Origin of the sequence: Chryseobacterium sp. JUb7, assembly GCF_024806495.1 — a bacterium.
Lineage (GTDB): Bacteria > Bacteroidota > Bacteroidia > Flavobacteriales > Weeksellaceae > Chryseobacterium.
Genome location: NZ_JANUFF010000009.1, coordinates 50470 through 74630 on the forward strand (window position 1 = coordinate 50470; position 24161 = coordinate 74630).

Consider the following 24161-nt stretch of genomic DNA (forward strand, 5'->3'; position numbering starts at 1 on the left):
TGGGAAAGTAAAAAATGAAAAACCCAATTAAAATATTATTTTTAATCATTTCAATATTCTGCATTTTCTCCTGTAAAACGCAGAGTTTTTCCACACCCGAATACGGGAAAAATGAAACAGGAAAAGAGATTGCTATCAGGAAAGTCTATAATTTCAGAACGGTTGGAAATATTAAAAATATTGACGGGCGAACTTTGAAAGAAGGAAAGCTTTACAGAAGCGGACATCTTCATACACTGAAGGAAAAATCTTTTGGTGAACTTGAAAAATTAGGAATAAAAGAAGTAATAGATCTTAGAAATTCAAAAGAAATTGCCCAAAAACCGGACAACCTTCCCGATGGAGTTGTTTATAAAAATTTCTCTGCATTTGAAGATGAAGGAGATCAGCTGGATCAGGCTAAAAAGTTGGTTTTAAAAGGAAAAGTAAATGGTTCTGATGCCGATAAAAGAATGCTCGGTTTTTATAAAGATTATGTCACTGAAAACCCTACCATCATTAAGAAAATCATCACTGAAATTTTAGAATCAGATCGTCCTGTTTTGTATCACTGTACTGCAGGAAAAGACAGAACAGGAATTACGACCGCATTAATTTTGACGATTTTAAAGTTTGATAAAGAAACCATTTACAATGATTATCTATTATCAAATAACTACAGGAAAAAATTAGTTGACAAAAGACTTAAACTTGCGAGCAGCTTACATTTTCTGTATCCCAAAATGGATATTAAAGTCCTTGAAAAATTAAGCTGGATTGAAACCGATTATTTAGATTCTGCCTTTAACGAAATCAATAATAAATATGGTTCAACGGATATATATATTCAACAGGTTTTAGGAATTTCTAAAAATAAAAGGGAAGAATATATTCAAAAGTTTACGTATTGATAATTTAAGCGAAGTTTTTACTGAAAAACACCTGAAAAATTATAATAATTTTAACGCTAAAAAACCAAACTTTTTTAGCAATTTTGCATTTCTTAATTCACTTGTTTAGAAATGAAAATAAAATACTCGGAACTTATTGATCAGACGTTGTATTTTCCTACAGAGGAATTCAATGTGTCTGAGAACAATTTGTTGTTTCACGACATTCCTTTGATGGATGTTGTTGAAAAATTTGGCACCCCGCTAAAAATTAGCTACCTGCCAAGAATTTCTCAAAATATCCAGAAAGCCAAGAGCTGGTTTAAGGAAGCCTTTGAGAAAACCGAATATAAGAAGAATTATAGATATTGCTACTGTACAAAATCAAGTCATTTTAAATTTGTGCTTGAAGAGGCATTGAAAAATGATATTTCTATAGAAACTTCTTCTGCTTATGACATGGATATCGTAAAATCTCTTTACGAAAACGGAAAAGTAGATAAAAATATTGAAGTAATCTGTAACGGTTTCAAAACAGATGATTATCTGACGAAAATTTCCGATTTAATCAATAATGGGTTTGAAAATATTACCCCGATTCTGGACAACTACCGTGAATTGGATAAATTGACGGAAAGTATCGATACTACTTTCGACATCGGAATCAGAATTGCATCTGAGGAAGAGCCGAAGTTCGAATTTTATACCTCTAGATTAGGAATCGGATACAAAGATATTATTCCTTATTACAGCCAAAAAATCGCTGAGCACCCGAATGCAAGATTGAAAATGCTTCACTTTTTCATTAATACCGGGATCAAAGACACGGCTTATTACTGGAACGAATTGTACAAATGTCTTCGTGTATATGCACGTTTGAAGAAAATTGCTCCGGAAGTGAATTCTTTGAACATCGGAGGTGGTTTCCCTATCAAAACATCTTTGCAGTTTGATTACGATTATCAGTATATGGTTGAGGAAATTGTTTCTCAAATCAAGAAATTCTGTGAAGAAGAAGGGGTAGAAGAACCAAATATTTATACTGAGTTCGGAAGCTTTACAGTAGGTGAAAGTGGAGCGAATATCTATAAAATCATTTCTCAAAAACGTCAGAATGACAGAGAAAAGTGGAATATGATTGATTCTTCTTTCATGACGACTCTTCCTGATACATGGGCAATTTCAAGACACTTTATTATGCTTCCGTTAAACCGTTGGGATGATACTTATGAAAGAGTTTTCTTAGGTGGACTGACTTGTGATTCGGACGATTATTACAACTCAGAGCAGCATACAAATGCTATTTATTTACCGGTCTTCAGTGATACAAAACCTCTGTATATCGGATTTTTCCATACGGGTGCTTATCAAGAAGCGATCAGCGGATTTGGTGGAATTCATCACTGTCTGATGCCTCAGCCGAGACACGTCCTGATCCAGAAAGATGAAAATGGGGAGCTGCATTATGAAGTTTTCCGTGAAAAACAGGAACCTGAAGATGTATTGAAACTTTTGGGTTATAAATAAATATCTGTCATTGCGGGGAGCGAAAGCAACGAAGCAATCTCATCAATAAAAAAAGGCTTTTAGCCAAAAAACTTATAAAACAAAGCTCTCAATTTTGAGAGCTTTTTCTATTAAAAATATTTTGAAACTTTATCCAATTCAAGTTCTGCATAATCTGAAACCACTGTGTCGGCTAATGTATAATCCTGATTTTTAGAGTGTGGACTTCTATACGCCGCACAAAAAATATTGGCTCGGTGTGCAGCTAAAATTCCATTTGTAGAATCTTCGATGACTATGCAGTTTTCAACAGGTTCACCAGCCATTTCAGCGGCTAATAAGAATACTTCAGGATGAGGTTTTGATTCTTTTAAATCAGCACCGCTTATTTTCCCACTGAAATATTTTTCCAGTTCGAATTTTTCAAAAACCATATTAATAGTGGTCATTGTTGCTGAAGAAGCCAGAATTAAAACAATCCCATTTTCATGATAATGTTGAATCAGTTCTCTTACTCCCGGAATTAAATCAAATTCTTCATCATTGTAAAAATAATCTTTAAAATGAGCTCTTTTGATGGTCGCAATATCTTCGTAAGTCTGGGTCAGATTAAATTGATTAATTAAAGTGTCGCAAACCCTTTTGGTAGAAGCACCTGTAAAAGAAGTATATAAATCTTCGGAAACCACAATTTCCAGTTCATCAAAGGTTTTGAAATAAGCTTTTCTATGTAATGGTTCTGTATCTACAATCACTCCATCCATATCGAAAAGAACAGCTTTTAAAGGCATAAAATTTTGTTTTTAACAAAGGTAATGATTTTGGCGGGAAGCGGGAAGTTGGAGGATGGAGGTTTAAAATTGTGATGTATAATTTTGGCTGTAAGCAAAGTCTTGAAGTTGCAAGCCAGGTGATGGAAGTCTAAATTATTACGTTTAATTTTTCGTCATTTTGTAAAAACTTCCAGCCTCCATCCTCTAGCTTCCAACCACTTTTCCGTATCTTTGCCGAAATCATTTAATTTTTAAATAAGACATGAAAACATACGCGGGAATTCCTGAAGAAAATGCATCATTAGAGAACTCTAAAGTAATGTTGGTAACCGTTCCTTATGATGGAACTTCAACTTGGGGAAAAGGAGCTGACAAAGGCCCTGAATTGTTTTTGGATGCTTCTGAAAACATGGAGCTTTATGACATCGAAACTCAGACAGAACCATATTTGGAAGGCGTTTATTTGGCAGGAGAGATTTCTGAAAAATCTTCACCTGAAGCAATGACTGAAGCAGTTTACCAGAAAACTAAAGAACTTTTGAACAATGATGGTAAATTATTTACACTTTTCGGTGGCGAGCATTCTGTTTCTATCGGTTCGATCCGTGCAGTTGGTGAGAAATATGAGAACTTAACGGTTCTTCAGTTAGATGCACACACAGATTTACGTCCGGAATTTCACGGATCTACTTCTAATCATGCTTGTGCGGTTTTTGAAGCGAATCAGAAGCATAATTTGGTACAGGTGGGAATCCGTTCTATGGATATCGAAGAAGCTGAATATTTACCGGAAGGAAGAGTATTTTTTGCTCACGAAATTGCCAACAATGAAAACTGGGTAAATGACGTGTTGGAAAAAGTTTCAGGAAATGTTTATATTACAATTGATTTGGATGCATTTGATCCTTCAATTTGCCCTTCAACAGGTACTCCTGAGCCAGGCGGTTTACAATGGTATCCAACATTGGAATTATTAAGAAAAGTATTCGAAAAATGTAACGTTGTAGCGTTTGATATTGTAGAATTAATGGATTCTCCGATGGCAAAACCAAGTGCATTCCTGGCTGCGAAATTATATTACAAAATGCTTGCTTATTATCATATTAATCAAGACTAAAACTTCGCAAGAATCGGATTTTTTCTGCTGAAAATTCTTTGGAAATTTGTGAGGTAAAACAAAATGATATGTCCACACAAAATCAAATTGATTATAACCGAATTGCGAAAGCGATAGCGTATATCCAAGACAATTTTAAGCTTCAGCCGAGTTTGGATGAAGTAGCAGAAAAGATTAATCTGAGTCCGGCCCATTTTCAGAAGATATTCACAGATTGGGCGGGAACAAGTCCTAAGAAATTTTTACAGTTCATCAGTCTTGAACATGCTAAAAATTTGCTGAAGGAAGAAAAAGCAAGTTTATTTGATACCGCTTATGAGACAGGATTTTCGAGCACAAGCAGATTGCATGATCTGTTTGTAAAAATTGAAGGAATGTCTCCGGCAGAATATAAAAACGGAGGAAAAAGCCTCAACATTAATTACAGTTTTTCCGAAACCCCTTTTGGAAACGTAATCACAGCTTCCACAGAAAAAGGAATCTGTTATATGGCTTTTGAAACCGATACCAATAAAGCATTGGGAGATTTAATTTTAAAATTTCCCAATGCTTCTTTTTTTGAAAAACAGGACGGATTTCAGAAAAATGCACTGTCCATATTTAATAAAGACTGGACAAAGCTCAATACGATAAAATTACATTTAAAAGCCACTGATTTTCAATTGAAAGTCTGGGAAAGTCTTTTGACAATCCCAATGGGAAAACTATCAACCTACGGAAATTTAGCTGAAAAAATTGGAAATCCCAATGCTTCAAGAGCAGTAGGAACGGCGATTGGAAGTAATCCGGTAGCATTTTTGATTCCTTGTCACCGCGTGATTCAGTCTTCGGGAAATCTTGGAGGCTACCGATGGGGAAGTGACAGAAAGCAACTGATGGTGGGCTGGGAAAGTTCGCGAATTTATTCTTAAAATTAAATATTTTAGCCCGGAGATTTCAAGGATTTACACAGATTTTTATGCTTATTTGTGAAAATATTTGTGCCATTTGTATTTAAAATATTCAGCTTAAAAAAAATTATTAAAAATGATGAGTCTATTCGAAGATATATCCGATTATCCTATAAATATCCTTCCTAATGACGGAACCGTCAATTATTATGGAAAAGTTTTTTCTAAGGAAAAATCTGATTTTTATTACGACTATCTATTCAATCAGATTCCATGGGAAAATGATGAAGCAATTATTTTCGGAAAATTAATTTTAACGAAAAGGAAAGTGGCATGGTTTGGTGAAAAACCATTCGAATATACCTATTCTAAACGGACGAAACATGCCAAATTCTGGACTCCTGAATTATTAGAATTAAAACGGAAATGTGAAGAAGTTTCAGGAGAAACCTATAATTCCTGTTTGTTGAATTTATATCATGACGGAAGTGAAGGAATGGCCTACCACAGTGATGGTGAAAAGGATTTGAAAAAACATGGAGCGATCGCATCTTTAACTTTCGGAGCGGAAAGAAAATTTTTATTTAAACATAAAACAACGAAAGAAAAAGTTGACATATTTCTAGAAAACGGAAGTTTACTGGTGATGAAGGGAACAACTCAGGAAAATTGGCTACATCGCCTCCCTCCAACAACAAAAGTAAAAAATCCACGAGTAAATCTGACATTCAGAACGATTGAAGAGTAAATTTTTTTGCGTAAAAATTTTGACAAACTCAGTGCTTAATTAAGCGAGGATAAAAAGAAAAAGCTGTTCAATCCGAACAGCTTTTAAACTTTATTTCAAAACCTCAACTTCAATCGCACTATCTTCAAAAATCTTAATAAACGCTTTTGTATAATCTTCTTTTGTAGCAAAATTCGGATTATCTAAGAATTTCTGTGGGTTAATGGCAAATAACGGAAACCAGGTTGAAGAAATCTGTATCTGGATTTTATGTCCTTTTTTAAAGGTATGAACAACATCCTGCAGTCTGAAATTTACGGCCGTTTTTTGATTAGGAACCAAGGCTTCGGCTTTTTCTCTTGAATTTCTGAATCTGGCAGGCATTATTTCACTTCTTACCATTTGGTGATAATTTCCGTAAATCACACCTTCTTTTTTCTCAGCAGGCTTGAAGTCTTCAGGATAAACATCAATTAATTTCACTGCAAAATCTGCGTCTGTGGAAGTGGAAGCGATATTTAATTTAGCCATAATCTCTCCTGCGAAAGTCATATCGTCGGTCAGAACATCTGTGGTAAAAGTCAAAACATCAGGTCTTCCTTCTGCAAATCTTTGATCTTCTGACATATAATTTCGTGGAGTAAAACCATTAAAATCTTTCAGGTTATCGGAACTTAAAACAGGGTTGTTCGGATCACTATAATATTCAGAAGATCCTTGCCCTGTAGTATTTTTCAGTGTTCCGTTTGATAAATAGAAGCTTACTTTTTGTCCTTCTTTTGGAGGGTAGGTTGTAAATTCACGCCATTGTTTCGCTCCGGTATCATACATTAAAGCTTCCGGTAAGCCGGCATCCTGTTTGGTATTGCCCTTTAAATAGTGATTGAAAAATTTCGTTTCAATATTTTTCTGATAATAAGTAGCAATGCTGTCTCCGAAATAGATCTGATTGTGGAAATGCTTGCCTTCTTCACGGCCCCAGCCACCATGAGAAAAAGGTCCCATGACGATGGTATTTTTAGCTTTCGGACTTGTTTTTTCGATCGTTTTATAAATATTCAGAGGTCCTGACAGGTCTTCTGCATCAAACCAGCCTCCGACAGTCATCACTGCATGGTTTACGTTTTTAAGATGGGGAAGAAGGCTTCTTTTTTGCCAGAATTCATCGTAATTGGTGTGGTTCATAATTTCTGTCATAAAAAAATTATTTTTATAATATTTTTCATAACCGTCTTTTAAAGTTCCCATATCTCTGTAGAACTTCAAACCGTCTTCAGATGTTGTCTTGATCATGGAATCGGTGTACCATGCTTTATTTTCAGGTTTTGTTTTCTGAACTCCGAAAACCGGGAAAGTTCTGAAATAGCCCATCATAAATCTTCCGTTATGAAGAAAATCATCATTCCAGAAATCTGAAATCGGAGCTTGTGGAGAAGAGGCCACTAAAGCCGGATGCTGAGCCAAAACCCCTACAGCAGTATAAAATCCAGGATATGAAGTTCCATATTGACCCACTTTTCCATTGTTATCTTTAATATTTTTGATCAACCAGTCGATTGTGTCGTAAGTATCTGTACTTTCATCAACATCTTTCTTGGTTTTGTGATCGACCTGCGGAGTCATATTGGTGAATGTGCCTTCACTCATGTATCTTCCGCGAACATCCTGAAATACAAAAATATATTTGTCTTTCATTAAATACTGGTTCGGACCAAGTTTCGTTTTGTATTCATTTTCACCGTAAGGAGCAATGCTGTAGCAGGTCCTTTGCATTAAAAAAGGATATTTGTTTTTACTGGAAATATCCTTAGGAATATAAGCAATCGTAAATAGCTTCACACCGTCGCGCATGGTGATATAAAATTCTTTTTTTGTGAAGTTATCTTTCACAAAAGGATCTGCGGGTGGTTGCTGAGTTTGCGAATTTCCAAAAATGAAAAAGAAAACAAATAAAATGGACAGATGGATTTTCATACATAAAATTTGACGCTAATTTAATGATAAAAATACTTTAGACACATCCTGTAAAAGAAATGACCGGAAATTTTTTCCGGTCATTTCTAGTTAAGCTGATTATTTTATTTACCCGACATTTTTTTTCCGGCAAATTTATTGAGCTTCATCGTCAGTGAAAACATTACGTAACGTTTAAGAATCAAATCTTCACGGTCTTCAAAATAAGCGCTCGAAATTGTTCTTCTTACACTTTGATTCTGATTTAAGACATCATAAATTTTTACTTTTGCTGTAAGCTGTTTATTGAAGAACGCATATCCTAAACTGGTATTCCAGAAGTAAAAGTCTTTTTTGAAACCGGGAGCAATATTGGAGTTTGTATTATATTCAAAATCGTTCCCGAATACTAATCTGGTTTTGAAAAGGTAGTTGGTAAGCTCCAGTTTTAATGCCTGATTGGAAGTCTGTACTTTATCAACACTGTAGTTGGTGTAGTTTGAGAAATTATAACCTAGCCTGTAAGAAGGTCTGATAGTCATTTTATCCTTGATCTCATACGTAAGATTAAGCCCGGGATTGATGTTGTAATTATTGCTTGAAAACTCCTGGCTGTTAATAAAACCTCTGTTGTAGCCAAAATTCATATTAAATCTTGGATTAATCGTCAGTTTATTATCTTTCCATTTAAATGTTTTACTAAAACCACCTCCAAAATTAAAGTTTTTGTTTCCACTAACATTCTCATAGGTTACAAACTGTTTTCCTGATTCATCGTAGTAGGAATAATTAATAATGTCATTATTTCCGTAGGTCATTCCAATATTTAAATAGTAGCTGATATTTTTCACCATATTGGAACTATTGAAATAAAGATACGTTCTGTTTGCCCATGTATTTTTCAGGTCCGGATTTCCTCTGTATACGATCAGTGGATTCGAATAATCTTCATAAGGGGTAAGCTGCTCTGCGCTAGGGATGTTATAGTCACCAGAGTTATAAATGCTCAGACTTTTACTTTGTGAAAACTGATACTGTACACTTAAACTATATTTTGGTAATACAAAATTTTTATCAAGGTTATATTGCTGGCCGTTAAAAATTGACCTTACATTCATATCTGAAATATCAAGTCCGACAGATCCCCATGTGCTTAGCTTTTTTTTATTGATTTCAAAAGTTAAATCCGGGGATATCTGATTGATTTTCTGATTCATGCTGTTGGATAAAAGCATATTGTAATCTGAGTATTGACCTGTACTGTTGTCAAAATCATTTACATTTCTGATATTTCTGTTGTTGGCTGAGCTGTAATTTACATTAAGACTCACAGTTATTGAATCTGATAAAGGCTCCGTGTATCCAACACCGAAACGATAATTATTAGTTTGACTTTTTGTTCGTGCAAGCTGATTTCTGGAATCAATACTTGTAGAGTCAGGTCTAGGATAAAATATTGTATTTGATATATTCAGATTATCATTTTTAGATTCTGAAATTGTAGTGCTCATATTGGCATAAGCAACTCGACCTTTCTTTTTAAATCTTTTTGAAAAATAGATATTAGGATTAAAGCTATTGCTCTCCGATTTTGAACTTGTATACGAATCGCTTTCGTTCAGAAGTTTATTATTTTCAAATGTTTGGGATTTCAGATTGTTAAAATTAAAACCTTCCGTTCTTGAAAATGAAGGCGAAATATAAACATTGGTCAGGGAATCAAGTTTAATTCTTGCCGAGGTGTCAAAGTTATATTGTTTTGATTCATTTTCACCATTGCTTTCGGAATCGGTCTTTAGTGTGGAGTTGGGAAGTAATGTTGTTCTTGAAACTTTAGATCTTGTCTCCAGATTGTTATCAGTATGCATAAGACTTAGACTTTCAAGATCTGCATTTTTTCCAAGCTTATCGCTGTAATTTAATCCGACAGTGGTTGATTTTTGGATGCCTTTTGCGTTTCCACCAGGCATATAATAAGTAGTACTTCCGGAAGTTCTTACGCTTCCTCCCTGCATCAGCCACGAATTTCTTCCGTGCCCCATGCTGTCGAAAACCTCATCATTGGAAAATCCCTGAGAATTGATATTATTGGAGGAGGCGAGCAGGCTTACTTTTGTGTCATTTTTAAAATAACTTATCAATCCGCTTCCTTCATATCTTTTGTCGCTTCCGTATCCAAGGGTAAGTCTGGAGATCAATCCTTTATTCTTCTTTTCATCGATATTAAAGTTAATGGTCGCATTATTAGATTTTGCTTTTTTTCCGTTAAGCTCTTCTTCCTTGGTTTTGGTTGTCGTAAACTGAATGTTTTTAATGATATCAGCAGGAAGATTCTGTAAAGCGATTTTTCCGTCTTTGTCAAAAAACGGTTTTCCATTGATCATTATCTGGTCGACTTCCTTTCCGTTTACGGTTATTTTTCCATCATTATCGATTTCCACCCCCGGAATCTGCTTTAAAAGCTCTTCAATTTTACTGTCCGGGCGAACTTTAATCGCCGAGGCATTAAATTCTATGGTATCTTTTTTGATTTTTACCGGAGAGGCTGTAATTTTCACCTCATCAATACTGACAACCGTGTTTTTGTCCAGTTCGATATCCCCTAAAGAAACGGATTGATCTATTTTATCAAATTTTTTGGAGTAGGAGTTCAGTTTTTCAGCATCAATTTTCAGAACTGTGGGCTCACTGACATTATCTGTTTTTAATGAAAATTTACCAAAATTATTGGTTGAGGTGTAATTGATAATGGATGAATCTTTTTGTTTCAGTAGGTAAACCGTAGCATTTTCAACAGGTTTTTTTTCAGAATTGGAGACCTTCCCATCGATGTTTAATTTTTGTGCATGTAAAATGACTGCATTGATTGCTAAAAATAGCAATATCAGTAGTTTCTTCATTAATAGTTTTTTTTGAAGGCACAAAGTAAAGAAAAAACATCCCTGGAATGGGATGTTTTTAAGTTAAATAGAGTTAAAACTTATTGTTTTAAGCCTTTAAATATCTTGAATAAGCATATCCTTCCTGTCCGTCGGCACTTTTTATCTTCCACCAATCATCAGAAGTCTGCTCAATAAGTGTTACTGAAGATCCTTTTGAAGCCTTACCTACAACAGCAGCTTCTGTGGATGGTTCCTGTCTTATATTCAGATTAGATTCTTCTGTTGCTACTGTAAGTGAAGCACCGGCAGCAAGACCTGCAACCTGTACATCAATGTTTATATCTGAAGCAGAATATGTAGAATCAATAGCTCCCAAAGCATTCCAAACGGCATCTTTAGCAGCAGTATTGGAAGCACTTCCTGAAACATAAAGAATTCCGTCTTGTTCCTGAACTTGTAAATTTGAGATTCCTGCAGACTGGGCAGCAGAAACTACGCCTGAATATTTATCCTGTAATGTGCTCATTTCTTAATTTTTTACGGTGTAATTATAGTTTACTTTTCCAACTTTCAAAGCATCTACAGATTCCTTGATTTTTCTGGCCTGTACTGCAGAAACGTTTCCTGTCAATGTTAATTCGCCATTTACTACATCCACTTTTACAGAAGGGAAATCTTTTACAGCATCTTTTACTTTTTGCTGAACTTCAGGAGCTACCGCAGATTGAGTTTCAACCGGAGCCGGTGTAGCCGGTGCTACCTCAATGGTAGTCATATCATGTACACTTTTGATTCCGGGAATTGCTTTTAATTGAGTAATCATAGCATCTTTAGAAGCTTGATCAGCAAAAGTTCCGCTTAGGTGTGCTTCTCCGTTTTTCACTTCTACACTTGCACCTGGATTAGAGGTTACGATAGTGGTAGCCTGAGTTTGAAGATCCGCATCGGAAACTTTCTTCTTACAAGAAACTGCTCCGAAAGACACAGCTACAGCCAATGCAGCCATTGCGATAGTTTTTTTCATAGTTGTATATTTTGATGTTGTTAATACAAGTAAATGTAATAATAAAATTTATACCAAAAGGATTAAAACTCAATAAATCTTTTTAATTTTTTTTGCAATATTTTCTGTACCAGGTTGTTAATTTTAATGGATTGATGTTTTCGTGTAAAAATTATCCTGTTTTAACAAAATATTGCACCAATTGTAAAAATATTATATTTGCGAAACTTGAATTATTTATATGAAAGGACAGAATAAACTATTTATAGCGATTATTATTGCACTTGTAGTGGGAGTGGGAATTGGAGGATTGGTGCATATACAGTACCCCGAGAGTGCTGAACCTTTTTCTAAAAATATAAAACTTTTAGGAACGGTTTTCATCAGATTGGTACAGATGATTATTGCGCCGTTGGTTTTTACCACTTTGGTCGTTGGAATTGCCAAAATGAGTGATATCAAAATGATTGGTAGAGTGGGAACTAAGGCGATGCTCTGGTTTATTTCTGCTTCTTTGGTATCTCTTTTCATTGGTTTAATGCTTGTTAACTGGATGGAACCGGGACACGTTACAAAACTTCCGATTCAGGATGCCGCTTCTGCGGAAGAATTATTGAAAAGCAGCAAAGGTTTTTCAATGGAAGATTTCGTAAAACACATTATTCCTAAAAGTATTTTTGAAGCTTTTGCCACTAACGAAGTACTGCAGATTGTTGTATTTTCGATTATGTTTGGGGTAGCACTGGCAAATTTAGGAGAAGAATATGCTCAGCCGGTTATCAAATTATTTGATATTGTAGCCCACGGAATCCTGAAAATGGTAGGATATATCATGTGGTTTGCACCACTTGGAGTATTGGGAGCCATTGCCGCTGTTGTAGCGACAAATGGATTTGAAATTTTCAAAGTCTATGCGGTTTATCTTAGAGACTTCTTCTTTGCACTGGGAATCCTTTGGCTGGTTCTTTTATTGGCAGGATATTTAATTTTAGGAAACAGACTTTTCGAGTTATTAAGAAGAATAAAAGCCCCATTATTGATTGCATTTTCAACCACAAGTTCGGAGGCCGTTTTCCCGAAATTAGTAGAGGAGTTAGAGAGATTTGGCTGTAACAGCAGAGTGGTTTCTTTCATTTTACCATTGGGATATTCATTTAATCTGGACGGAAGTATGATGTATATGACGTTTGCCTCTATCTTTATCGCTCAGATTTACGGGATTGAAATGACTTTGGGACAACAGATCACCATGCTTTTAGTATTAATGCTTACTTCAAAAGGGATTGCAGGAGTTCCGAGAGCTTCTTTGGTAATTATCGTGGCAACATGTTCAATGTTTGGAATTCCACCGGAAGGAATCGCCCTGATCTTACCTATTGATCACTTCTGTGATATGGGAAGAAGTATGACCAATGTTCTTGGAAATGCTCTGGCAACATCTGCCGTTTCCAAATGGGAAGGCCAGCTGGAACATGGCAACGGAAACGAGGTGGTCTAAATCATAAATTATTATTTTAGCTTAGGCTAATCAATGGTCAATAGTGAATGTTTAATACGTTTATTATTGACCATTTTTTATTTGGAGCTGTTTCCCGCTTTTCATTGTATCTTTTTGGTTACGGGTTCCGCTTCGCTCCACCCGCAACCAAAAAGGATGTCATTTCAATCGGGGCTAGCTGGACCTGTCGAAGCCTCAGATATTAAGATCAACAATCAAATTTTAAATACTTTTGTTTCTTAGTTGAATGAAAAGCCTTTGCGAACTCAAAATATTTTAATAGTTCTGAAGAAAATCTTCGATCTTTGCACGTGAAATAAATTCAATAAAAATCCTACTATTCAAATGAACTTACAAAAACATAAAAACTCAATTACTGAAAAGGGCTTCACTGTGATCAACAGTATTTTTTCTGATGAAGAAATTAAAAAAATAAGTGAAGTTATTCAGGATATAGATACTTCAAAAGAGACTTTCAGGAAATCGGAGGACCTTTTTGCCATAAGACAGTTTTTAAAGGAAATTCCGGAGGTTAATGATTTGATTTTTAATGAAAATATTAAAACAATTATTAAAGACCTTTTCGGAGAACAGTATGTTGTGGTAAAGAGTATTTATTTTGATAAGCCTGAAAAATCAAACTGGTATGTTGCCTATCATCAGGATTTAACAATCTCAGTAGATAAAAAAACTGAATTGCCGGACTTCGGACCCTGGACAACAAAACAGAACCAGTTTGCTGTACAGCCACCATTAAATATTCTGGAAAATATTTTTACGATAAGAATTCATTTAGATGATACCGATGAACATAACGGTGCTTTAAAATTGGTTCCCAAATCACATGCAAAAGGAATTTACAGACCTGAAACGATCGACTGGAATGTAGAAACCGAAGAGATATGCAGGGTAGAAAAAGGCGGAATTATGATTATGAAACCTTTGATTCTTCACGGTTCCAATCGAACGACAAATGGTAAAAAAAGAAGAGTCATCCACATCGAATTTTCTGATATGGAACTGCCGGAACAATTGAACTGGTCGGAGCGACTTTCATACTAAGTCAGTACGCCGTCACTTCTAGTAACGAAACGAAGCAGTATATCGAGAAGTCTTTTAAATGATACAATTTCTTTTAATCATAAAGTTCTCGATATAAAATTATTTTTCAAATAATTTCTACTCGAACTGACGGATCGTGAAGCTGGACGCTAATAAAACCTCCAGTCTCCCTCTTCCAGCTTCCAACAATTTAACTATTTATATTTTTCCACCACTTTACCCAGATAAGCTTTATATTTTTCACTTACCGGAATTCTTTCGTTTCCGATAGTAAGGGTGTTTTTTCCGATACTTTGGAGGTGTTGAAGTGATATGATGTGTGAATTATGAACTCGGATAAAGTTTTCAGATTCTATTTTTTCCATGATAGATTTCATTGTCTGATGCACAATCAGTTTCCGGGTTTCTGTATAAATGATAATGTAGTCTTTCAAAGCATTGATGCGGGTAATTTCACTTAAATTCAATTTTACATCTTCATTATTCGAACGAACGAAAATAAAAGACTCTTTAAAAAAATTCTGGGTACTTTTTTCCTGTAGAAGTTTAGAATTATTATGTTGATTATAGCTTTTATAAACGGCTTTAAGAAACCTTTCAAAAGAAAAAGGTTTTAATAAATAGTCTACCACACCCATCTCAAAGCCCTGTACCGCAGAATCATCATAGGCTGTTGTAATAATAACATCCGGAAGCTTGTTGAAGCTTTTTAAAAATTCTATTCCGGTAATATTGGGAAGATTGATGTCAAGAAAAATAAGGTCGATATTTTCATTCTGTAGAACGGGTATCGTCTCCTGAATATCGTAGCAGTTTTTAACCAGATTCAGAAAAGGAATTCTTGAGATATATTCTTCAATAACGTGATGCGCCAGTTCTTCATCGTCAACAATTAAGCAATTCATCTTTTAATTCAACTGAAGTTTTAAGTTAATTTTATATTCTGAGCCATTATCACTGATATCCAGTTTGTATTTGTCAGGATACAGTAGATTGAGCTTCATTTTGGTATTTTCTATTCCCAGTTTGCTGTCGTCCGATTTTTCATAATTTTTGTTTTCATAGAAATTTCTGATATCGAAGTCGAGCAGTCCGTTTTCGAGATGTACTTTGATATTCAGTGGGCCTTTTCTAAGATCTGCATACTTAAAAGCATTTTCTACAAATGTTAAAAGCAAAAGGGGCTCAATTTCGTAAGAATCAAAATTACCATCGAATTTACAATGAATATTATTGAATTTGTTAAACCGAATCGATTGTATTTCAACGTATTTCTTGATATTGGTAATTTCATCGTTCAGATTGTTTTTCTGTTTGTTTTTATTATTAAGAACGTATCTCATAATATCAGATAAAATCAAAATTACTCTTGGAGTATCCTTAGACTGAATAATGGAGAGCGAATAAATACTGTTGAGGGCATTAAAGAAGAAATGAGGATTGATTTGTTCGCGCAGGATCTTTAGCTCACTCGACTGTCTTTCGAATTCCAGAGCACTTATTTTTTTTCCGTTTTCCATCCATTTGTCGACAAAGAAAAGGAGGGTGCTGAAAATCATGGAAAATATTCCTATTCTGAAAAAAACATCATACAGATTGATATCGTGGTGGAAAGGTCTCATTCTTCCGTGTCTGGGAAAATCTTTTGGTGGAAACGGCGGATGTTGCGGAAATGGTGGAAAGAAAATGATCATCAGCGAAACATATACTACAGCAAATGAAACAGTAATGATAAGAATCTTTTTAGGAGTCTGGCGGATGATATAGGGTAAAAATACGTAGTAATTAACGTAGAATAAAATAAGAGAAACCAAAAATATTTTCAGGTTCATCACGAGAAGAAAACTCCCGAAAACAGAATAATCCATGATCAGCTTAAAGAAAATTAGAATGATCCAGATGATCCAGTGATAAATGTAAGTGGTTTGTATTTGTTTAAAAAATGCAGTCATAAAAATAATTTTTCGTTGATGAGCACAAAATTCCCTCAATAAAAAATTGAAGGAATTCCCAGTGTATTAAAGCAATTAATATTCGATTTTCATAGAATCCAGTTCATGTATAGAAACTTTTGGTAAAGAATATCGATGTATTTTACTCATGACAAGCTCAGCAGTCTTGTGGGCATCTGTCTCATTTTTGAATGTTTTTTCTCCCTGTATGGCTGGGATATAAGGCTGATTGATGAGTATCTTTTTATTTTTTAAGATCTGGTAACCATATCCTCCTGAAGTCTGCCGGGTAACTTTAACATCAAAATCTTTGTTTTTCTTTTCGCAGCTGATTAAAAAAACAGCTGATAAAAAGAATATTTTCAAATAGGTTTTAGTCATCGTCATTCTCACTTTCATTCGGATGGAATACCCAGATATCATCAAAGTAAGACGATCCGCTGTTTCCGGTAAGTACATAACCATAATTTCCTATTGAAAATGCACATGCACTTTCTCTGGAAGAACCCTCGAATGATGTTCGTTGCGTCCAGTCATTGGTGGAAGGGTTGTATTCCCAGGTTGTATTTCCTACACCGCTTGTAGAGCCTGTAGCAACATACCCTAAACCGTTGGCGGCAAAAGCGGCAGTTGAAGTCCGGTTTTGGGTATCATCGTCATTGCTGGTGTCTACTTTTCTTGTCCATGTTTCTGAAGATGGATCGTATGCCCAAAAATCAGAAACGAGGCTTCCGTTATTGCTTCCAAATCCGACATAGGCAATATTGTTGATGACAAAAGCAGCCCCGTCTCTTCTTTTAGAACCTCCCAGACTTGTCATTGAGCTCCATGATGAGGTAGATTCATTGTATTTGTAAAAATCCTTCAGCTCACTTCCGTCATATCCAGTTCCTACATAGCCATTATTTTCAATTCCGAAGGCTAAAGCTGCATACCTTTCTGTGCCCGGAAAATCAGCAATCTGGTTCCATGAATTAGATGAAGGATCATATTTGTAAAAATCTTTAAGTTTATTCAATCCATCATATCCGGTTCCTACATATCCGTACGAGTTGGTGGCAAAACCTACGGCTGAGCTTCTTTTTGATCCCGGAAAATCTGCTTTCTGGGTCCATGCATTGGCATTGGGATCATAACTCCATAAGTCATTGTAATAATATTCGCCATCATAGCCTCCAGTGATGTATCCTTTTCCGTTTACGACAAATGCTGAAGCATTGGAACGGGGTTTACCGTCCAGATCCGAAACCCTTACCCAGTTTCCTATCAGTTCATCATCGTCATCGTCATTTCGGCAGCTTATTACTAAAAATGTTCCTACTAGGGTAAGCGCTAAGATTGAAAGTTTACCATTCATTATTCATTCTTTTTGGTGCAAAAGAATTCTATTCTGAAGTATTCTGAAAATCTTTTAGACGAATGGCTGTTTTTTATAGTCAAATGCTGTGATTGTTCTGACGGATTAGATATTTAACTAGAAATCAACAGCTATCTATGCAGATCTCAGTGTTGTCTACAACTATCCTTGAAAGGGAGAATAAATTTTACCTCAATACTATGTTCACGTTATGTTTGCGAAAAAAAGATGTATAAATATCTGTTATTATGTATTTCGTTATTGTTTTTATGTTCCTGTGAAGATGAAAGCAATACTTATGAAGTGGGAAGTTCCTGGATGGATGCTGATTCAAAAATTGTGATGATCGATACACTTACCATGAAGATGTCTACCATTATGATGGATTCGGTGATCACTTCAGGAAAGAGTGTCATGATGATCGGAAACATTAAAGATCACACCTTCGGACGGGTATCTTCTTCTTCTCTATTTGAACTTACTCCTGCAAGCTATACTCTGACTTCTCCTACCAATGCTGTTTTTGATTCCGTTGTAATGTATCTTACCAATACCGATTTTTATTACGGAGATACGCTTAAAACCTATAAGCTGAATGTGCATCCTCTCACAGACAGGATAAAACTGAATAACGGATATCTTTATAATAAAAGTAATTTCAATTACTCACCTAATTCCATAGGCAGCGCAGAATTTTATCCAAGACCCAATACAGACAGCAGCTATGTGAAAATCCGTCTGGATCAGTCTTATGGGCAAACCCTTTTTAACATATTGAAAAACAGTGATGTCAACAATCAGGAATATTTTCTGAATTTTTATAAGGGTCTGGCTTTAGTTCCTTCTTCGGATAACGATGCTATGCTGCGCTTCGGAATTAATTCTTCTTATCTGGTGCAGATTAATAAAAGTACCAAGGAAAAGGTTTCAAATATGGTGAGAATGTATTATCACACTACTTCACAAAACGGTACTGAGCTTGTAAAATATACTTTAGATCTGAATCCGAGTACCAATTATCAATATAATAAAATTCAAAGTGATTTTACAGGATCCGAACTGGCCGGTCTTACTCCAACGAACCCGATACCCTCTGCAAATTTAGGAAACAAAACCTATCTTATGGCGGGAATCGGAGTGTATACAAAGGTAGAAATCCCTTATTTAAAATCTCTGAAAAATGTATATGAAAACTATAAAATCATTGATGCAACGCTTACAGTAAGCCCTGTTGCGGGGTATTATTCTAATCAGTTTTATAATCCGAACCCGCTTTATTACTATGTCGGTGATAAATTAAATCATATTATAAGCAGCTATACTTCCGACGGAAGTACCGAGATTACTGCCAGTTTATCAGACAGCAGTGAGTTTCAGAATGAGCATGCCTATAATTTTTCATTAAGCAGTTATTTCAATACGATACTTACGGAAACTGTAAATTCTAACTACAATACATTGATATATCCTTCTTCCTACAGAGACGTACTTTCCGGAAAAACAGTGTTTGGAGATCAGAAAAATAAAACAAATCCGGCGAAACTTAAGGTTTACATTTTAGGATATTAATGCAGAATAATTTTATGAATAAAAAAAATAAAGCAGGTGTGGCATTGCTCTTATCCTGTGCTTTTACCTCAGTATTATACGCTCAAAATTCATCACCTTATTCTTATTTTGGAATAGGAGGCTTTAATAATGTGGATGATGCCCGGAACATCGCTTTAGGAAATACGGGAATTGCTTTGGATGCCCCTGACTATATCAATTCGAAAAACTCTGCGTCCATGACAGGTATTTCCACAAGGAATGTTATTTTTAATGTAAGTGGAATTTTAAAGTACAATAGCATTTCCAGTAATTTAGGAACTGATAAGAGGCTGAATTCAAATTTTACCAATTTCAGTGCTGCCCTGCGGATTTCAAAGAATGCATTTGTGGGGATCAGTATACAATCGACTACTTCTTCTGATTATAAAATATCATCCACTATTCCTATTGAAGGTACTTCCAATGAATATCCCGTTACTTATGAAGGCAGCGGCGGTCTTTCAAACTGGGGAATTAGTTTGGCTTATAAAATCAATGATAACTGGAGTTTTGGAGGGAAAATAAAAAATAATTTCGGAACTATTGTGCGTAAAGAAACCATTTCAACAATATCGGAAGTGGAGATCAGCCGAAATATACGGTATACAGGTTTCAGCTATAATTTGGGGACGCAGTTTAAAAAAGATTTTACAGATAATTTTCAGCTGACTTTGGGTGGAACTGTAAATTTCGGAAGCAAGCTTGTCTCAAAAAGAGAGGTTTCCTACACGGAAGATCAGGATTATACAAATACAGTTACTTCTAAACTTTCTTCCAGAGATTCTTCACTTCCTCTGGAAATGGGAGTAGGGATCGGTATTTTAGCGAAGGAAAGATACCGTATGACTTTTGATTTTACCCAAAATAACTGGGATAAAGTAAAAAATACAGAAACTTCCGAACAATATTACAGACAGAATGTTTATGGCTTGGGCTTTGAAATTCTTCCCGGGAAAAAAAGGTTTGAGAATATTTCTGAAGCTTTTATCTATCGTTTCGGACTGAATTATGATACCGGGTATTATACCATTAATAAAGCTAAAATTGATAAACTTGAAATCACAGCGGGTCTTGGAATTCCTTTAAATAAAGTTAACCTGAATATTGGCTACGGCTACGGAATTCATGGCTTTCAAAAAAATGTTTCCATTAAAGAAAACTATCATATGCTTAATATCAGTATGAATATTCTGGATACCTGGTTTAGAAAAAAATATATTGAGTAAGATATTTGAACATAAAAAATATTCAGTATTAGTGATGTTATCCTGAGCGCGAAGCAGTCGAAGGACTTCATCCATGTAAATTTCATATTAAAATTGCTTTAAAAAATCCCCTCCGAAAATTTCGAAGGGGATTTGATTTTTACCATTCACTGGAAATAACTTCTCCGTATTTTTTATCAATATTATCTTTCAAATATAAAAGTAATATGAGATATTCATCCGATTCATTTTTTGCAAATCCAGGAATATCAACAGTCATATTATTCATCATTATTTTTTCAATGACTTTGTCTTTGTTTCCAAAAGTTGTTATTGGTGTTATTTTTTCAATTTTGGAAAGGTCATTAATTTTGATTTTATAAATTGCAAAAGGGTTTTTAGGTGAAAAATTCTTAATGCCAGAAAGTGATGATTTATCACCTTTTTGCAACTCATCATAACAACTTGTAAATTCTAATCCGATGAATCTGAATTTGTTTTTATCTATATAGGCAAAGGTTTTTTCCAATGCTTTTAGATTTTCCTTTTCTTTTTTTGGATTAACACGATATTTAGGAGAACACGAAGAAATACCATAACTATTGTTGTATTTACTTAACAATATCAGGTATTCTTCTCCGACTTTAACACTTGTTTCACAGGCTCCAGATGAAGGATTTCCTATGAGACCTCTTACATTTAAAGTTTTAAATCTTTCGCCTTTATAGATTTTTTCAAATTCAACATCAGCTTTGTGAGTTCTTTCCACATCGTTTTCATCATAAACTTTTATGATTTTTATAACGCCTACAACATCGGCAGATAAATAATTTTCGACTAGAGTTTTTGTAACGCACTTACAAGCGGAAACTTTTATCAGACCAATTGTTAAAATTAATATGAGGAATAATTTTTTCATCATTGTAATTTTTATTTCACAGAAATCTCATCAATAAAAATATAAGCATCACCACCGGCACCCTGATGCCACTCAGGAAGCTTTCCGAAATGATAGGCTTTTACTTTAATATAACGCGCTTCGGTTGGTAAAATTTCAGCAGAAAGTGCTTTCACCTGTACCTTTTCATCTTTTGGATCAAGAGAATTATTTACTGTTGCCAGAAGAATGTAGTCTCTGCCATTCATTGATGCATAATATTCAACCTTTTTAGGTAATAAAATCCATGCTTTGCTGTCCTGAAGGAATGTAGAAATAAGCTGGGTGATTTTCTGAGGAGATTTCATATCGATAATCGCTTCGAAAGTCTGTCCCTGATAGCCCAGCCATTCGCCTTTTCTCCAGTTGGCATCACCATTGATTCCGTCAATTAAAGATAATTTTCCGCTTGCCGTATATTGTGGAGTAGGGGTAGAATTCACTGTGATATCCCAGTTATTCGGTCTTCTGTTGAAGTTAGCGGTCACGATTGAGCTTTTCTCACCTTTTCTTTCTGCGTATGCTGAAACCTGTGTTGTTTTTGTAATCGTAAACGGACCTTTGTAAGCAGTGAAAGTCTTTCTCACATTACTATCCCCTTCATCCATGGTCATGTAGTAGATTTTATCATTTGGATTCAGTGCGGTAATTTCTACTTTTGTATTTAAATCAAAAATTCTTGCCGCTGCAATAACAGGCGTTGCTGTTAATTCATCATACTTATAATCTTTAAACGACTTTGTATTTTCAAAGCCCAGTTTTTTAAGTTCGTCTTTGCCTGTGTTTTTTGTAATCACTTTTGTCGTTCCGTCTTCAAGATGGATTTTGACCTCATCAAAATAAGGCTTCGTTGTCTGCCATTCCGGTAATCCGGGAGTTACGGAATAAATTCCCATGGTACTCAGAATATACCAAGCACTCATTTGCCCGCAGTCTTCATTTCCTATCAGACCATCCGGTGCATTTTTGTAATAATTATCAAGAATATACTTGATTTTTGCATCCGTTTTTTCAGGTTTATCTACATAATTATAAAGATAGGCGATGTGATGACTCGGCTCGTTTCCCTGAGCATATTGTCCGATCAAACCAGTGATATCCACCTGTTCTCTGCCAGTCGTTTTATCCGGTGCCGAGAAAATAGCATCAATAAACTGTTCGAATTTTTCTTTTCCACCATGAGCAGCGATCAATCCCGGAATATCCTGCTGAACAGAGTAGGAGTAGTGCCAGGAATTTCCTTCAGTGTAATTATTATTCACCTCTCTCGGCTCGAATGGTTCATACCAGTTTCCGTTCTTTCTAGGCTGCATAAAACCGTTCTTTGGATTGTATAAATTTTTCCAGTTCTGAGAACGTTTCATGAAATACTGATAATCTTCTTTTTTGCCTAAAATTTTAGCCATTTGAGCGATACACCAGTCGTCATAAGCATATTCCACGGTTTTAGAAACACTTTCGTGCTCGTCGTCGATAGCGATATAATTGTTTTGTTTGTAAGCATTTAAACCAAAAATATCCAACATTGCAGAGTTTTTCGAAGCCTGGAATGCTTTTTCATAATCAAATCCGGTGATTCCTTTTGACATTGCGTCTGCAATGACAGAAACCGAGTGGTAACCGATCATACATTCCGTTTCGTTGGAAGCCAGTTCCCAGACCGGTAGTTTACCGCCCTGCTCGTATTGTTTGATAAAGGTATTAATAAAATCTGCGGTTCTCTTTCTGTCGATTAAAGTCATCAGTGGGTGTGCTCCTCTGAAGGTATCCCAAAGGGAGAAAACAGAATAATAATCGAAGCCTTTCGCCATATAAAATTTATTATCGCGACCTCTGTATTTTCCATCAACATCCATATTGATGTTTGGTTGAGTGAAAACATGATACATTGCCGTATAGAAAACCGTCAGTTTATCTTTATCGGAAGATTTAACTTCTATTTTTGATAATTCTTTGTCCCATTCTGAAACAGCCTGTTTCTGAATTGCTGAGAAATCATTGGATTTTCCTTCAGCCAGCATATTTTTTCCGGCGCCTTCATAACCTGTTGGAGAAATTGCCACTTTTACACTGATTTTTTCTCCTTTTTTTACAGAAGTTGAAAGAGCCAATGCCAATTTTGTTCCTGTGAAAAGATTATTTTCGTCCTTACCGTTAACCAGTTTTTTTGAAATTTTCAATGGTTTTGAAAACTCAATTCTTGCATAGATATATTGGTTGGTTGCCCAGGCCTCACTTCTGCGGAAAACTTCGATCGTTTTATCATCGATTATTTTAACTTCACCTTCAAGCAGTTTATCTCTATGGTTGAGGTCTAAAATAATGTTTGCATTTCCTGCATTATTGAACGTGTATTCGTGATAGCCGACTCTTTTGGTTGTCGTTAAACGAACATCGATGTTGTTTTTGTCTAATTTAACGGAATAAAATCCAGCCGAAGCCTTTTCGTTTTTATGAGAAAATTTTGAAGAATAGTCTTTATTATCCAAGCTTGGATTTCCCATAGTAGGCATCAGCATGATATCGCCGTAGTCGGAAACCCCTGTGCCGTTTAAATGCGTATGTGAAAAACCGTAGATTACAGAATCTGAGTAATGATAACCGCTGCAGCCATCCCAACTTCCGTCTACTCTGGTGTCCGGTGAAAGCTGTACCATTCCGAATGGAACAATGGCGCCGGGAAAGGTATGTCCGTGGCCGCCGGTTCCAATAAAAGGATTTACATATTGCGAATAATTTTGAGAAAATAAATTATGGGCAACAATTCCTAAAAGAACGACTAATATTTTTTTCATCATGTAAAAAATTAAAATTCCCCTAAAGTACTACAAAATTTGGAT

General features: G+C 35.3%; 20 protein-coding genes. 9 read left to right on the top strand and 11 right to left on the bottom strand.

What is annotated here, in order from left to right:
• The first annotated feature begins 14 nt into the window (after positions 1-14).
• On the top strand, positions 15-890 hold the full coding sequence (locus tag M2373_RS15825; RefSeq protein WP_259112019.1) for a tyrosine-protein phosphatase: 876 nt from the start codon (positions 15-17) through the stop codon (positions 888-890).
• 111 nt (positions 891-1001) lie between these two features.
• Positions 1002-2396: an arginine decarboxylase gene (locus M2373_RS15830; RefSeq protein ID WP_259112020.1), complete on the top strand. Its 1395-nt coding sequence runs from the start codon at positions 1002-1004 to the stop codon at positions 2394-2396.
• 110 nt (positions 2397-2506) lie between these two features.
• Here the strand turns inward: M2373_RS15830 and M2373_RS15835 are convergent, their stop codons facing one another.
• Complete coding sequence (locus M2373_RS15835) at positions 2507-3166, bottom strand: HAD family phosphatase (protein ID WP_259112021.1); 660 nt, start codon at positions 3164-3166, stop codon at positions 2507-2509.
• A gap of 244 nt (positions 3167-3410) precedes the next feature.
• Between M2373_RS15835 and speB the strand changes: the two genes are divergently transcribed.
• From speB to M2373_RS15850, 3 genes are all read left to right on the top strand, one after another.
• Positions 3411-4265 carry an agmatinase gene (speB, locus tag M2373_RS15840; RefSeq protein WP_259112022.1) on the top strand — a complete coding sequence of 285 codons (855 nt, stop codon included), beginning with the start codon at positions 3411-3413 and terminating at the stop codon, positions 4263-4265.
• Between the two features lie 68 nt (positions 4266-4333).
• Positions 4334-5176 (top strand): methylated-DNA--[protein]-cysteine S-methyltransferase, encoded by an 843-nt coding sequence (locus M2373_RS15845; RefSeq protein ID WP_259112023.1) that lies wholly within the window; start codon positions 4334-4336, stop codon positions 5174-5176.
• Positions 5177-5294: 118 nt separating this feature from the next.
• Positions 5295-5903 (top strand): alpha-ketoglutarate-dependent dioxygenase AlkB, encoded by a 609-nt coding sequence (locus M2373_RS15850; RefSeq protein ID WP_259112148.1) that lies wholly within the window; start codon positions 5295-5297, stop codon positions 5901-5903.
• 90 nt (positions 5904-5993) lie between these two features.
• On the opposite strand, the gene M2373_RS15855 is transcribed toward M2373_RS15850, so the two are convergent.
• From M2373_RS15855 to M2373_RS15870, 4 genes are all read right to left on the bottom strand, one after another.
• Positions 5994-7856 (bottom strand): CocE/NonD family hydrolase, encoded by a 1863-nt coding sequence (locus M2373_RS15855; protein ID WP_259112024.1) that lies wholly within the window; start codon positions 7854-7856, stop codon positions 5994-5996.
• A gap of 104 nt (positions 7857-7960) precedes the next feature.
• Complete coding sequence (locus M2373_RS15860) at positions 7961-10735, bottom strand: outer membrane beta-barrel family protein (protein ID WP_259112025.1); 2775 nt, start codon at positions 10733-10735, stop codon at positions 7961-7963.
• An 88-nt stretch (positions 10736-10823) separates the two neighbouring features.
• Positions 10824-11243 (bottom strand): SH3 domain-containing protein, encoded by a 420-nt coding sequence (locus tag M2373_RS15865; RefSeq protein ID WP_259112026.1) that lies wholly within the window; start codon positions 11241-11243, stop codon positions 10824-10826.
• A 3-nt stretch (positions 11244-11246) separates the two neighbouring features.
• The gene (locus M2373_RS15870; RefSeq protein WP_259112027.1) at positions 11247-11741 is read right to left on the bottom strand and encodes a BON domain-containing protein; all 495 of its coding nucleotides are present in this window, start codon (positions 11739-11741) and stop codon (positions 11247-11249) included.
• Positions 11742-11961: 220 nt separating this feature from the next.
• On the opposite strand from M2373_RS15870, the gene M2373_RS15875 reads away from it, so the two are divergent.
• Entirely contained in the window at positions 11962-13218 is a 1257-nt protein-coding gene (locus M2373_RS15875) for a dicarboxylate/amino acid:cation symporter (RefSeq protein WP_259112028.1), read from the top strand.
• Between the two features lie 345 nt (positions 13219-13563).
• Positions 13564-14280, top strand: a complete 717-nt coding sequence (locus M2373_RS15880; RefSeq protein WP_259112029.1) for a phytanoyl-CoA dioxygenase family protein — start codon at positions 13564-13566, stop codon at positions 14278-14280.
• Positions 14281-14474: 194 nt separating this feature from the next.
• On the opposite strand, the gene M2373_RS15885 is transcribed toward M2373_RS15880, so the two are convergent.
• From M2373_RS15885 to M2373_RS15900, 4 genes are all read right to left on the bottom strand, one after another.
• Entirely contained in the window at positions 14475-15185 is a 711-nt protein-coding gene (locus tag M2373_RS15885) for a LytTR family DNA-binding domain-containing protein (RefSeq protein WP_259112030.1), read from the bottom strand.
• Positions 15186-15188: 3 nt separating this feature from the next.
• The gene (locus M2373_RS15890; protein WP_259112031.1) at positions 15189-16232 is read right to left on the bottom strand and encodes a sensor histidine kinase; all 1044 of its coding nucleotides are present in this window, start codon (positions 16230-16232) and stop codon (positions 15189-15191) included.
• 75 nt (positions 16233-16307) lie between these two features.
• Entirely contained in the window at positions 16308-16613 is a 306-nt protein-coding gene (locus M2373_RS15895) for a DUF4907 domain-containing protein (protein WP_259112032.1), read from the bottom strand.
• On the bottom strand, positions 16606-17589 hold the full coding sequence (locus M2373_RS15900) for a kelch-like protein (RefSeq protein WP_259112033.1): 984 nt from the start codon (positions 17587-17589) through the stop codon (positions 16606-16608). The genes M2373_RS15895 and M2373_RS15900 overlap by 8 nt, the downstream gene beginning before the upstream one ends.
• Before the next feature lie 228 nt (positions 17590-17817).
• On the opposite strand from M2373_RS15900, the gene M2373_RS15905 reads away from it, so the two are divergent.
• Positions 17818-19158 (top strand): DUF4270 domain-containing protein, encoded by a 1341-nt coding sequence (locus M2373_RS15905; protein WP_259112034.1) that lies wholly within the window; start codon positions 17818-17820, stop codon positions 19156-19158.
• Positions 19159-19172: 14 nt separating this feature from the next.
• A complete protein-coding gene (locus M2373_RS15910; RefSeq protein WP_259112035.1) occupies positions 19173-20405 on the top strand; it encodes an OmpP1/FadL family transporter in 1233 nt (410 codons plus the stop codon).
• Between the two features lie 139 nt (positions 20406-20544).
• Here M2373_RS15910 and M2373_RS15915 read toward each other — a convergent pair whose 3' ends face one another.
• Positions 20545-21303, bottom strand: coding sequence for a hypothetical protein (locus M2373_RS15915; RefSeq protein ID WP_259112036.1), 759 nt, complete (start codon positions 21301-21303; stop codon positions 20545-20547).
• Between the two features lie 11 nt (positions 21304-21314).
• On the bottom strand, positions 21315-24116 hold the full coding sequence (locus tag M2373_RS15920) for a GH92 family glycosyl hydrolase (RefSeq protein ID WP_259112037.1): 2802 nt from the start codon (positions 24114-24116) through the stop codon (positions 21315-21317).
• Positions 24117-24161 lie beyond the last annotated feature (45 nt).

Excerpts from the sequence above, each read along its gene's own strand:
- M2373_RS15825 (WP_259112019.1), top strand. The coding sequence starts at position 15 with ATGAAAAACCCAATTAAAATATTATTTTTAATCATTTCAATATTCTGC.
- M2373_RS15830 (WP_259112020.1), top strand. The coding sequence starts at position 1,002 with ATGAAAATAAAATACTCGGAACTTATTGATCAGACGTTGTATTTTCCT.
- M2373_RS15835 (WP_259112021.1), bottom strand. The coding sequence starts at position 3,166 with ATGCCTTTAAAAGCTGTTCTTTTCGATATGGATGGAGTGATTGTAGAT.
- speB (WP_259112022.1), top strand. The coding sequence starts at position 3,411 with ATGAAAACATACGCGGGAATTCCTGAAGAAAATGCATCATTAGAGAAC.
- M2373_RS15845 (WP_259112023.1), top strand. The coding sequence starts at position 4,334 with ATGTCCACACAAAATCAAATTGATTATAACCGAATTGCGAAAGCGATA.
- M2373_RS15850 (WP_259112148.1), top strand. The coding sequence starts at position 5,295 with ATGAGTCTATTCGAAGATATATCCGATTATCCTATAAATATCCTTCCT.
- M2373_RS15855 (WP_259112024.1), bottom strand. The coding sequence starts at position 7,856 with ATGAAAATCCATCTGTCCATTTTATTTGTTTTCTTTTTCATTTTTGGA.
- M2373_RS15860 (WP_259112025.1), bottom strand. The coding sequence starts at position 10,735 with ATGAAGAAACTACTGATATTGCTATTTTTAGCAATCAATGCAGTCATT.
- M2373_RS15865 (WP_259112026.1), bottom strand. The coding sequence starts at position 11,243 with ATGAGCACATTACAGGATAAATATTCAGGCGTAGTTTCTGCTGCCCAG.
- M2373_RS15870 (WP_259112027.1), bottom strand. The coding sequence starts at position 11,741 with ATGAAAAAAACTATCGCAATGGCTGCATTGGCTGTAGCTGTGTCTTTC.
- M2373_RS15875 (WP_259112028.1), top strand. The coding sequence starts at position 11,962 with ATGAAAGGACAGAATAAACTATTTATAGCGATTATTATTGCACTTGTA.
- M2373_RS15880 (WP_259112029.1), top strand. The coding sequence starts at position 13,564 with ATGAACTTACAAAAACATAAAAACTCAATTACTGAAAAGGGCTTCACT.
- M2373_RS15885 (WP_259112030.1), bottom strand. The coding sequence starts at position 15,185 with ATGAATTGCTTAATTGTTGACGATGAAGAACTGGCGCATCACGTTATT.
- M2373_RS15890 (WP_259112031.1), bottom strand. The coding sequence starts at position 16,232 with ATGACTGCATTTTTTAAACAAATACAAACCACTTACATTTATCACTGG.
- M2373_RS15895 (WP_259112032.1), bottom strand. The coding sequence starts at position 16,613 with ATGACTAAAACCTATTTGAAAATATTCTTTTTATCAGCTGTTTTTTTA.
- M2373_RS15900 (WP_259112033.1), bottom strand. The coding sequence starts at position 17,589 with ATGAATGGTAAACTTTCAATCTTAGCGCTTACCCTAGTAGGAACATTT.
- M2373_RS15905 (WP_259112034.1), top strand. The coding sequence starts at position 17,818 with ATGTATAAATATCTGTTATTATGTATTTCGTTATTGTTTTTATGTTCC.
- M2373_RS15910 (WP_259112035.1), top strand. The coding sequence starts at position 19,173 with ATGAATAAAAAAAATAAAGCAGGTGTGGCATTGCTCTTATCCTGTGCT.
- M2373_RS15915 (WP_259112036.1), bottom strand. The coding sequence starts at position 21,303 with ATGAAAAAATTATTCCTCATATTAATTTTAACAATTGGTCTGATAAAA.
- M2373_RS15920 (WP_259112037.1), bottom strand. The coding sequence starts at position 24,116 with ATGAAAAAAATATTAGTCGTTCTTTTAGGAATTGTTGCCCATAATTTA.